Genomic DNA, 11,461 nt, shown 5'->3' with positions numbered 1-11,461 from the left:
ATTAGCACGAATTAACAATTTAAAGCTTTGTCAAAGTTTTGAACTTTGACAAAGCTTTATTACACACAAACTTAGTCTTTGCGAGGAACGAAGCAATCTCATTTGATAAATCAAACTTTGCGCCTTATTTTAGTGAGATTGCTTCGTTCCTCGCAATGACAAAAATGCCTTATAAAAACTAAAACCCTAGCCCTGATAGCAGCGGTATCTTTTTTAGGCAAACGCAAATATTTTGTTTACCTTAAACAATCTACCTAAAAAGATATAGCGGATAGCCGGAAACAGCTTCAAAAATTAATTATTATCGTTTATATTTGCAATTCGATATAAAAAACACTGATTTTATTTTAATCTAAAATCAGCAATCTAAAATCTAAAATTAAAATGAAACACACAAAAGTTAAAGACTTATTAAACAGTACGACGACGCTTCAGGAGGTTAATGCAAAAGGATGGGTGAGAACTTTTAGAAATAATCAGTTCATCGCTCTTAATGACGGCTCTACCATTAATAATATACAATGTGTTGTTGATTTTGAAAATACACCGGAAGAAACTTTGAAAAGAGTAACTACAGGAGCTGCGGTTTCTGTAACAGGAACTTTGGTAGAGAGTAAAGGTGCTGGTCAGAAATACGAGATTCAGGTAAACAAATTAGAGATTTTAGGAGATTCTGACGCGGAGAAATTCCCAATGCAGCCTAAAAAACACTCTCTTGAATTTTTGCGTGAAAATGCACATTTACGTGTTCGCACAAATGCTTTTGGAGCAATTATGCGTGTGCGTTCGGTCTTATCGTTTGCGGTTCACAGCTATTTTCAACAAAAAGGTTTTGTGTATGTAAATACGCCAATTATCACCGGAGCCGATGCTGAAGGTGCTGGGGAAATGTTTCAGGTAACTTCGTTGCCATTGGATAATTTACCAAAAACGGAAGAAGGAGAAATTGATTTCAAAAAAGATTTCTTCGGAAAACATACGAACTTAACGGTTTCAGGACAATTAGAAGGGGAGACTTTTGCAATGGCTTTGGGGCAGATTTATACTTTTGGACCAACTTTTAGAGCAGAGAATTCAAACACTTCCCGTCACCTTGCAGAATTCTGGATGATTGAGCCGGAAGTTGCTTTCAACAATCTTGATGACAACATGGATTTGGCTGAAGATTTTATTCAGTATGTAATCAAATATGCTTTAGACAATTGTAAAGATGATTTGAAATTTCTGGAAGGAAGACTTTTGGAAGAAGAAAAATCAAAACCGCAGGCTGAAAGAAGCGAAATGGCTTTGTTAGAGAAATTAAACTTCGTTTTGGAGAACAACTTCAAACGTGTTTCTTATACAGAAGCAATTGACATTTTGAGAGATTCAACTCCAAATAAAAAGAAAAAATTTCAATATATCATCAACGAATGGGGTGCTGATTTACAATCAGAACATGAGCGTTATTTGGTAGAGAAACACTTTAAATGTCCGGTAATCTTGTTTGATTACCCGGCAAATATTAAAGCGTTTTACATGCGTTTGAATGACAACACTGAACCTGGAAGAGAAACGGTTCGTGCAATGGATATCCTTTTCCCTGGAATTGGAGAAATCGTTGGTGGTTCTGAAAGAGAAGAGCGTTACGATGTTCTAATCGAAAAAATGAAAGCTCTGGAAATCGACGAAGAAGAATTATACTGGTATTTAGACACCAGAAGATTTGGATCAGCAACTCACGCAGGTTTCGGTTTAGGATTTGAGCGTTTAGTATTGTTTGTAACCGGAATGACAAACATTAGAGACGTAATTCCTTTCCCTAGAACTCCTGGAAGTGCGGAATTTTAGTAGAAAGTTATAAGTTATTTGTTATGAGTTAACCGTTAAACCTTAACTCATAATCATTTTAAAAATAAAAACGTTATGAATTATAAGTTATAGGTCACGCAACTTATAACTCTTAACTCATAACTCTTAACCCAAAATATGCTAAAGCAATTTTTAAATTTAAAATTATCCCAAAAATTATCTCCACAGCAAATTCAGCTGATGAAGTTAATTCAATTGCCTACGCAAGCTTTTGAGCAACGTTTATTAGAAGAAATGAACGAAAATCCAGCCCTTGAAGCAGGAAAAGAAGATGAATACGAAGCGGATGAATTCGCAAATGAAGAATACGACGATTATGATGATGCAGAATCTGACAGAATCGAAGCAGATGACATCAATATCGACGAATATTTAAGCGACGACGATACTCCGGATTATAAAACTCAGGTGAATAATTATAGTGAAGATGAAGAAAGAGAAACTCCTTTTGCTTCACCAATTAGTTTTCATCAGGATTTGATCAATCAGTTGAATACTTTTATCTTGAATGATGAAGAACGCGAAATAGCGGAATTCCTTGTTGGAAGTATTGACGATATGGGTTATATCCGCAGAAGCGTTCCGGATATAGTTGACGATATGGCTTTTACTCAGGGTATTTATACAGATGAGAAAATGGTCGAGAAAATGCTTCAGGTGATTCACGAACTGGAACCTTCAGGGGTTGGAGCGCGTGATTTGCAGGAATGTTTGTTATTACAATTGAAGCATAAAACCCCGACTGAATATGTTGATTTAGCAATTGATATTATCGAAAATCAGTTTGATGCTTTTACCAAAAAACATTATGACAAACTGCTTCAAAAATATGGTGTTTCGAATGAACAGCTAAAAAAAGCGATTCACGAGATCGAAAGATTAAACCCGAAACCAGGAGGATCTTACACCGGAAACAATAAAGTAACGGAAAATGTAGTCCCTGATTTCGCGATTAGAATTGTTGACGGCGAACTGGAACTGACTTTAAACGGAAGAAATGCTCCTTCCCTGCACGTTTCTAAGGATTATCAGGAAATGATGCAGACATATAAAGATTCTCGTGATAAATCATCAGCTCAAAAAGATGCGGTTCAGTTTATCAAACAAAAACTGGATTCGGCTAAATGGTTTATCGATGCGATCAGGCAACGTCAGGAAACGCTATTTGTGACCATGAATGCGATTATGCATTATCAGGAAGAATATTTCTTAGATGGCGACGAAACCAAGCTAAAACCAATGATCTTAAAAGACATTGCAGATATGGTTGGTTTGGATATTTCGACGATTTCGCGGGTAGCCAACAGTAAATATGTTGAAACGCCATACGGAACAAAATTAATCAAGGAGTTTTTCTCTGAAGCGATGAAAAACGATCAGGGTGAAGATGTTTCGACTTTAGAAATCAAAAAGATTCTTAAAAATACGATTGAAGAAGAAGACAAAAAGAAACCTTTACCAGACGATCAACTGGCAGAAATTCTAAAAGAAAAAGGTTATCCGATTGCCAGAAGAACTATCGCAAAATACCGTGAACAGCTGGATATTCCGGTAGCAAGAATGAGAAAGAAGATTTAAAATCAAAGCTCCATAAAACAACAGACCCGACAGATTTCAAATTTGTCGGGTCTGTTGTTTTATAAAGAAGCAAGAAATTCAGAAGGAGTCATTATTGGAATTTCCGAGTTTTTAAAATCTTTTTTATTCCGGGTTAGTATAATCTCAGATTTATGATGTAAAGCACTAAAATATTGAACTGCACCTTCGAAATCATTAAAGTTTGAAATTAAACTTTTGTCAATTACAATTTCGTCAATGTTAGAAACTTCACATATAATTCTAAACTTTTTTAAAGCGTCTAAAACCAATTTCTCTTCAACATTCCTGGAAACCACATAAACTGCATTCACAAAAGACAAAGAAGAAGCTGATAATTTAAATTCTTTATTCTCAGCCCTTGAAGCAATTATAGCAATATCATTATAAAAAGGTTCTCTTCTATCAATCAAATCGATTAAAACATTTGTATCTAAAAATAAATTCATATTACTTATATTTTTGAGACAAATAATCCTGACGCTCTTTTTTATAGTCAAAATCCACTGGAATCTGCACTTTACCTAATGTTAGACTTTTTACAAAAGAACTTATTTCAATCTCTTTTGCATTTTCTTTTTTTTCAGTTTCAGTAATTGCTTTTAGATAATTTTCAACTAAAAGTGATAAACTATGATTATGTTCAGCCACGTAAATTTTAGCCTTTTCAATTACACTTTTATCTAATTTCAATGTTAATTTCGCATCCATGACTTCATAATTTAATACGTACAAATATAATAATTTTGTCCGTACAAAACAAAACCCAACAAATTCAAAATCTGTTGGGTTTTCTTTATATTCAAACATCAGGTTATTTATACTGATCAGGTAATATTCTTATTTTAAACAAAGCTACTTTCTTTTTGTCGTAGTAATTATAAATCAAAGTATAATCATTGTCTCTAAAAACCTGAAGACCCGGATTTGCTTTAGAGGTACTTATTAAGCTTTTTTCGATCTCTTCCTGTATGATATTGATTTCTGCTTTTTCTTTTTCTACATTCAGCAACGTCAAATTATACTGAACAGTTCTTTCCTCAGGCAAACTCACACTGTCTAAACGAATGCCTTCCTGAATTGTCAGTGGGCAGTTTTTATTATATTTTGCAATAAGTTCTGTCACCTCGATATTAACTTCCTTGACACTTTTAGAAAGATAAAACTGAAAATAAGCAACCAGCACCAATGCGATTCCAATTCCAATTAATAGTAGGATATTTTGCTTCCTTTTACTTTGTTTTTCTTCCATACGTTTACTAAAACTTAATTGAATATTACTTTTCCTGGCTTTTTTTCATTGCATTATAATAAGCGGCGCGGCTTAAAGGCTCATACTCTTCAGTTTCACCAAGCATTACTAACTTATCATTATCTGTTTTTCTGAAACTATAATTCGCCAGATTTCCCGTTCTGGTACAAACGGCATGAACTTTAGTTACATATTCGGCGGTTGCCATAAGTGCCGGCATTGGACCAAAAGGATTTCCTTTAAAATCCATATCAAGTCCTGCAACTATCACACGAATTCCCTGATTGGCAAGATCATTACAAACTGTAACTATCTCATCATCAAAAAACTGCGCTTCATCAATCCCGATAACGTCACAACCTTGTGCTAAAATAGCAATATTGGCAGCAGCCGGAACCGGAGTAGAACGAATTTCGTTAGCATCATGAGACACTACCATTTCGTCATGATAGCGGGTATCAATTGCGGGTTTAAAAATTTCGACTCTTTGTTTGGCAAATTGGGCGCGTTTTAATCTGCGGATTAACTCCTCGGTTTTACCCGAAAACATTGATCCACAAATAACTTCAATCCAACCAAATTGTTCTTTGTGATTTACTGTATTTTCGAGAAACATTTTGTATTTTTCTACCTTTAAAAATGAATAGTTTTTATTACTTTGTACTGGTAATAAATCGACGTGAAAAACAGCTGTTTTTTCACTTTTTCAAAAGTAGAAAATTTTTATCAAATCGGAGATTCGCAAACGCTTATTAACAGAAATAAAAAAATATCTTTTAGATTTCTACCGGGAATAAAGACATTCAAATACAAAATATACTAAAATACCCTATTCACTATAATTTCAACAGTTATGAAAAAAAAATTGGAAGCCGATTTAATCAGCATTGCACATCGAATTTTAAAGCTTAAAAACAAATCCGATATCAATCAATTGTATCTTGAAACGCAGAAATTATATGAGAAATTAGCGGTTTTAAAGTTTGTAGACGAAAATTTCGATACTTTGAAGCCAACAATTGGTCACAGCGAAATTACTTCTGAAATTGAATCTATTTTTGATAAAGAAGAAACAATTCCTGCAGAAGTTAAAATCGAGAAACCAATTGCAGTCGAAGAAACTTCAACTGAAACTATAGCTGAATCGGAGGTTACAGAAGAAATCAAAGCAGAAGAAGCTGCCGAAGAAATCGTTACAGAAGAAATTGCTGTAGAAGAAGTTGTTTCAGAAGAAGTTGTTTCAGAAGAAGCTGCCGTAGAAGAAATTGTTGCAGAAGAAATTGTTGCAGAAATCCCTGAAGAAATAATTCCGGAAACTATTGCAGAGCCAATTGCTGAAGTTATCGAAGAACCTGTTGCTGAAAAAATTGAAGAACCGATTGCTGAAACTAAAACTGAAACAGTTGAGGAACTTTCTTTTACAACCGTTAGCGATTTAAAACCAATACCGGATTTTGTACCTCTTTTTGAATTAGAAAAACCAGAGGAAAAAGAACCTGAAAAAGAAGAACCGAAATCAGAGATTTCAAAACCAAGTCCTATTACCATCTCGTTTGAGGATTTTGGCGTTAATTATGCCGATGCCCAGTTTGTAAAAGTAGATAGTTTTGAAAACGTTGCTTCTACTCCTACTCCGGTGATCAATGAATTTAAAGAGAAAAAAGAAATCATCGAAACTGTTGTTATAGAAAAACCAGCAGAACCAAAAGCCGTTACTTTAAACGAAAAGCTGGCAAAAGGTTTCCATATTGATCTAAATGACCGAATTGCTTTCACCAAAAACCTTTTCGGAAACAGTTCTGAAGATTATAGCCGCGTTCTTAATCAGTTATTGACTTTTGATTCTTACGGTGAAGCGCAGGAGTTTATAGAAAACATGGTAAAACCAGATTACAACAACTGGGACGGAAAAGACGATTATGCAGAACGTTTCCTGGGAATTGTAGAGAAGAAATTCTCATAAAAAGTAAAACACAAATTACACGAATTAGCACGAATTTTTTCTTTGCTAAATTTTTAAAGACACCTGAAATTTGTGTCAATTAGTGCAATTCGTGTTCTAATTAAATTATAGAATAGCGAAAAATTATGTCTAAATTATATATCGTTCCAACGCCTATTGGCAATCTTGAAGACATGACTTTTCGTGCTATCAGGATTCTGAAAGAAGTCGATTTGATCCTGGCGGAAGACACCAGAACGAGTGGAAAATTGTTGAAACATTTTGAAATTGGCACGCACATGCACAGCCATCATATGCACAACGAGCATAAAACTACCGAGAATTTGATTGCACGTTTGAAAGCCGGCGAAACTATTGCCTTGATTTCGGATGCAGGAACTCCGGCAATTTCAGATCCGGGTTTTTTATTGACACGCGCTTGTGTCGAAAATAAAATCGAAGTCGAATGTTTGCCTGGTGCAACTGCTTTTGTTCCTGCATTGGTCAACAGCGGACTACCAAATGACAAGTTTATTTTTGAAGGTTTCCTGCCTGATAAAAAAGGACGTCAGACTCGTTTTTTGGCTTTAGCCGAAGAAACAAGAACGATGATTTTATACGTTTCGCCACATAAACTCGTTAAGACTTTGGCTGAGTTTATCCAATATTTTGGCGAAGACAGACAAGTTTGCGTTTCACGAGAATTATCAAAACTACACGAAGAAAACGTACGCGGAACCGCGAGAGAAGTTTTAACTCATTTTGAAAAAACAGCGCCACGCGGTGAAATTGTCGTAGTCGTTGCCGGAAAAACAATAACAAAAGAACCGAAGAAAAGTAAATTTTCTAAGGATGAAGAAGAAACAGAAAAAGAATAATTTTCGCCACGAATTTCACTAATTTCCCGAATTAGAGCTCGAACTTAAATTAAAATTCGTGTTCAATTCGTGAAATTCGTGGAAAAAAAACTAATATCCAACAACATGAGCATACAAGCCTTTTTAGAAAAAGTAAAACAAACTCCAAACGAAATAACATTCCCGGAAACTATTGCAGTAATCGAGGAAAATTACAATTTTACTCCAACCGCTTTCCAAAACGGGACGCAGCATAATGCAGCCGGAGAAAATTCTGGTTCTTGTAAATTGTTTTCTTTTGCGAAATTGCAAAACTTGACAAAAGAAGAAACGTTAGCCTGTTTTGGCGCTTTTTATTTCGAAGAAGTTTTAGGAGACCCAAACGGAACGAATCACCAAAACATTAGAAATTTCATCAATCTAGGCTGGGACGGAATTAAATTTGAAGGAAATGCTTTGGAACTGAAATAAAGTTATAAATGAAGGAAACATTAAAAGAAATCCCAACTATACTATTTCTGCTTATAATTGGCATTCTTTTACCTGTATTATTTCTTCCTATAATTTTAGTTTATTTAGCCTTTGATTTTTTTCAAAGAAAACGGTTCAAAAAAAGATATCATAATTATTTATTATCCATTGAAGGAAAGAAATTCTTTTGCTACACCAATCGAAAAAATAACCATCACTATATTGAAAAAAATATAATACCAAATCTTTCAGGTGATATTGAACCTGTTTTTTTGGAAGGTAAAATTTTAAGATCTAAATACATTCAAGAATACATTTCTCATATGGCAGCTTCCGTTTCTGACCGAAAAGGCTATCCGTATTTAATTAAAATCAGCAACGGAAAAGCAATAGACAAATCGATGAATAATGAGTTTTATAATTTCAAAAGTCAAAATAAAAACCCTGAGGATTTATTAATTTTAATAAATAGCAGTTTCGATAATCTAAAATCAACACTATAAAATCTACAATAAAAAAATGCGTTGGACATTAAAAACAAAACCTTCTGAAGATAAAGTCAAACATTTGGCGCAAGCCCTGAATGTAGAAGATTTTGTAGCAACCCTTTTGATTCAGCGTGGCATTGAAACTTTCGAAGATGCCAAAAATTTCTTTCGCCCTTCGTTAGAACATCTCCATGATCCGTTCTTGATGAAAGACATGGACAAAGCGGTTGCCCGAATAGAATTGGCCATCGAAAATCAGGAAAACATCTTGGTTTTTGGCGATTATGATGTCGACGGAACAACGGCCGTTTCTTTGGTTTCGGCTTATTTAAAATCGCATTATCCTAATATTGCCACTTATATTCCGGATCGTTATGCCGAGGGTTACGGAATTTCTTTTAAAGGAATTGACTTTGCCGATGATAACGGTTTTTCGCTAATCATTGCTTTAGACTGCGGCATAAAATCAATCGATCATATCGCCTACGCGAAAGAAAAAAACATCGATTTTATTATTTGTGATCACCACAGACCCGGAGAATTTCTTCCGGATGCGGTTGCGATTCTGGATCCAAAAAGAGAAGATTGCTTCTATCCTTATGATGAATTGTGCGGTTGCGGAGTCGGTTTTAAATTGATTCAGGCTTTAGGAACAAACAGAAACGAAACAATAGAAGATTTAGTTCCGTATCTGGATTTAGTTGCCACAGCAATTGCGGCCGATATTGTACCGATTACAGGTGAAAACAGAGTTTTGGCTTATTTTGGATTGCAGGTTATCAACTCAGATCCGAGACCGGGAATTAAAGCTCTGGTACATCAGGTCAAAAAGAAAACATTGGATATTACTGATGTTGTTTTTATTGTTTCACCAAGAATAAATGCTGCCGGAAGAATCAAACACGGAAATCATGCGGTTGAATTATTGACGGAATTTAATTTCGAACAAGCACAACAATTCGCATCCGAAATAGAACAATACAACTCTGACCGAAAAGATCTGGACAAACAAATTACCAAAGAAGCTTTTCAGCAAATTATACAAAATCAGGAAGAAGACCGATATTCGACCGTAGTATTTCAGGAAGACTGGCACAAAGGCGTGATCGGGATTGTAGCTTCGAGGCTAATCGAAACCTATTATCGTCCCACTTTGGTTTTCACAAAAAGCGGCGATAAATATGCCGCTTCTGCAAGATCTGTAAAAGGATTTGATGTTTACAATGCCCTTGATGCCTGTTCACAACATTTAGAACAATTTGGAGGCCATATGTACGCTGCAGGAATGACCCTCAAAGCCGAAAACTATAAAACATTTAAAGACGCTTTCGAAAAACAAGTCGAGGAAACCATTTTACCCGAAATGCGAACTCCGGAAATCGAAGTCGATGCCGAAATTAATTTTAGTGACATTACTCCAAAACTTGTTCGGATTTTAAAACAATTTGAACCTTTTGGCCCTTTGAATATGACGCCTGTTTTTATGACCAAAGATGCAAAAGACACGGGTTATGCCAAAACTTTGGGTTCAGAAGACGAACATTTGAGACTTTTTATAAAACAGAACAATTCAGACGGAATTGCCGCCATAGGTTTTGGACTTGGAAAAAAAATAAACATCGTAAAAAATCAAAATCCTTTTCAATTAGCGTATTCATTGGCTGAAAACGAATGGAACGGCAGCGTTTCTACCCAACTTATGCTTAAAGACATTAGAACAAATGACAACTAAAACAAACAAGCGAGATCCTTATCAGGCATTGCGTTACAGAGAATTTAATGTATTTCTAATATTACGTTTTGCCATGGTTTTTGCCTGGGCTATGCAATTTATCGTGATCGAATGGGAAGTTTACAGTTTAACTAAAAATCCTCTTTCATTAGGAATTATTGGTTTAATGGAAGTTATTCCCGCTGTTGGTATGGCATTATTTGCCGGACATATTGTGGATCAAAAGGAAAAGAAAGGATTATTGGTAAAATGTATTCTGGGATTTTCTGTAATTAGTTTTGGATTGTTTTTATTGACCTGGCCAAAAGTTGTTGGCGACTTATCTCCAACAGTTATTTTATATTCGATTTATACATTAGTTTTTTTAGGCGGATTGGTTAGAGCTTTTCTTGGGCCAACTATCTTCTCTCTTCTATCGTTGATTATTCCTAAAAAAGCATATCCAAATGCGGCTACATGGAGTAGTTCGGTTTGGCAAATCGGAGCTGTTATGGGGCCGGCGCTGGCTGGATTTTCAATTAACTGGATTGGAGTTCACTGGTCAATGTGTCTGGTTTTTGGATTCTCAATTCTTTCTTTAACTGCCTTATCACAAATCAGTAAAAAACCCATCACAAATCCAAAGATTGGAGAATCGATAAAAGATAGTCTTGCAGAAGGCTTAAATTTCGTGTTTAAAAACCAAATTGTTTTAGGTGCATTATCGCTTGATATGATTGCAGTACTTTTTGGTGGTGCTGTTGCGTTATTGCCTGTTTTTGCTCAGGATATTTTAAAAGTTGGTGCTGAAGGTTTTGGTATTTTAAGAGCTGCTCCTGCAGTAGGAGCTTTTATTACCATGCTAGTTTCTGCTTATGTGCCTTTATATAAAAATGCAGGAAAGAAACTTTTAATAGCCATATTTGTTTTCGGATTATCGATAATTTTATTTGGTCTTTCTACGTCATTCTGGCTTTCGGTTTTTGCTTTATTTTTAAGTGGACTTGCTGACGGAATTTCTGTAGTAATTCGTCAAACGATTTTACAGCTTAAAACTCCCGATCATATGCGCGGACGAGTTGGTGCTGTAAACTCAATTTTTGTTGGATCTTCTAATGAATTAGGTGCTTTTGAAAGTGGTGCAACGGCTAAATTAATGGGAACTGTAACTTCTGTTGTTTTTGGAGGAAGTGTTACACTTTTGACTGTTATTGTAACGGCATTAAAATCGCCAACCTTTAGAAAATTAGATCTTAATAAGGATATGGAAGATCATCAAAACATGGAATAGCA

At 35.2% G+C, this 11,461-nt stretch carries 12 protein-coding genes; 8 read left to right on the top strand and 4 right to left on the bottom strand.

All coding sequences use genetic code 11. The features are described from left to right. Positions 1-384: 384 nt before the first annotated feature. Both asnS and rpoN read left to right on the top strand, forming a co-directional pair. Entirely contained in the window at positions 385-1,830 is a 1,446-nt protein-coding gene (asnS, locus tag GIY83_RS21870) for an asparagine--tRNA ligase (RefSeq protein WP_208683450.1), read from the top strand. A 138-nt stretch (positions 1,831-1,968) separates the two neighbouring features. Beyond that, complete coding sequence (rpoN, locus tag GIY83_RS21865) at positions 1,969-3,429, top strand: RNA polymerase factor sigma-54 (protein ID WP_194617715.1); 1,461 nt, start codon at positions 1,969-1,971, stop codon at positions 3,427-3,429. 59 nt (positions 3,430-3,488) lie between these two features. On the opposite strand, the gene GIY83_RS21860 is transcribed toward rpoN, so the two are convergent. The 4 genes from GIY83_RS21860 to GIY83_RS21845 all read right to left on the bottom strand — a co-directional run bounded on the left by GIY83_RS21860 (position 3,489) and on the right by GIY83_RS21845 (position 5,315). Then, on the bottom strand, positions 3,489-3,896 hold the full coding sequence (locus GIY83_RS21860; protein WP_208683448.1) for a PIN domain-containing protein: 408 nt from the start codon (positions 3,894-3,896) through the stop codon (positions 3,489-3,491). Between the two features lies 1 nt (position 3,897). Then, positions 3,898-4,158 carry a DUF6364 family protein gene (locus tag GIY83_RS21855; protein ID WP_208683446.1) on the bottom strand — a complete coding sequence of 87 codons (261 nt, stop codon included), beginning with the start codon at positions 4,156-4,158 and terminating at the stop codon, positions 3,898-3,900. 103 nt (positions 4,159-4,261) lie between these two features. Continuing rightward, positions 4,262-4,699 carry a hypothetical protein gene (locus tag GIY83_RS21850; RefSeq protein ID WP_208683444.1) on the bottom strand — a complete coding sequence of 146 codons (438 nt, stop codon included), beginning with the start codon at positions 4,697-4,699 and terminating at the stop codon, positions 4,262-4,264. Positions 4,700-4,724: 25 nt separating this feature from the next. Beyond that, a complete protein-coding gene (locus GIY83_RS21845; RefSeq protein ID WP_029270718.1) occupies positions 4,725-5,315 on the bottom strand; it encodes a thymidine kinase in 591 nt (196 codons plus the stop codon). A gap of 237 nt (positions 5,316-5,552) precedes the next feature. Here GIY83_RS21845 and GIY83_RS21840 point away from each other — a divergent pair, with 237 nt between their 5' ends. The 6 genes from GIY83_RS21840 to GIY83_RS21815 all read left to right on the top strand — a co-directional run bounded on the left by GIY83_RS21840 (position 5,553) and on the right by GIY83_RS21815 (position 11,459). Continuing rightward, the gene (locus GIY83_RS21840) at positions 5,553-6,662 is read left to right on the top strand and encodes a hypothetical protein (protein WP_208683442.1); all 1,110 of its coding nucleotides are present in this window, start codon (positions 5,553-5,555) and stop codon (positions 6,660-6,662) included. Positions 6,663-6,787: 125 nt separating this feature from the next. Continuing rightward, positions 6,788-7,519 carry a 16S rRNA (cytidine(1402)-2'-O)-methyltransferase gene (rsmI, locus tag GIY83_RS21835; protein WP_194617710.1) on the top strand — a complete coding sequence of 244 codons (732 nt, stop codon included), beginning with the start codon at positions 6,788-6,790 and terminating at the stop codon, positions 7,517-7,519. Positions 7,520-7,624: 105 nt separating this feature from the next. After that, a complete protein-coding gene (locus GIY83_RS21830) occupies positions 7,625-7,969 on the top strand; it encodes a HopJ type III effector protein (protein ID WP_194617709.1) in 345 nt (114 codons plus the stop codon). 8 nt (positions 7,970-7,977) lie between these two features. After that, complete coding sequence (locus GIY83_RS21825; protein ID WP_208683440.1) at positions 7,978-8,472, top strand: hypothetical protein; 495 nt, start codon at positions 7,978-7,980, stop codon at positions 8,470-8,472. A gap of 16 nt (positions 8,473-8,488) precedes the next feature. Beyond that, the gene (recJ, locus tag GIY83_RS21820) at positions 8,489-10,189 is read left to right on the top strand and encodes a single-stranded-DNA-specific exonuclease RecJ (protein ID WP_208683438.1); all 1,701 of its coding nucleotides are present in this window, start codon (positions 8,489-8,491) and stop codon (positions 10,187-10,189) included. Beyond that, positions 10,179-11,459 (top strand): MFS transporter, encoded by a 1,281-nt coding sequence (locus GIY83_RS21815; RefSeq protein ID WP_208683436.1) that lies wholly within the window; start codon positions 10,179-10,181, stop codon positions 11,457-11,459. Before recJ ends, GIY83_RS21815 begins: the two co-directional genes overlap by 11 nt. The last annotated feature ends 2 nt before the right edge of the window (positions 11,460-11,461 follow it).

This window comes from Flavobacterium sp. SLB02 (assembly GCF_009664855.1).
Taxonomy (GTDB): Bacteria; Bacteroidota; Bacteroidia; order Flavobacteriales; family Flavobacteriaceae; genus Flavobacterium.
This window is presented reverse-complemented; position numbering and strand designations above follow the sequence as displayed.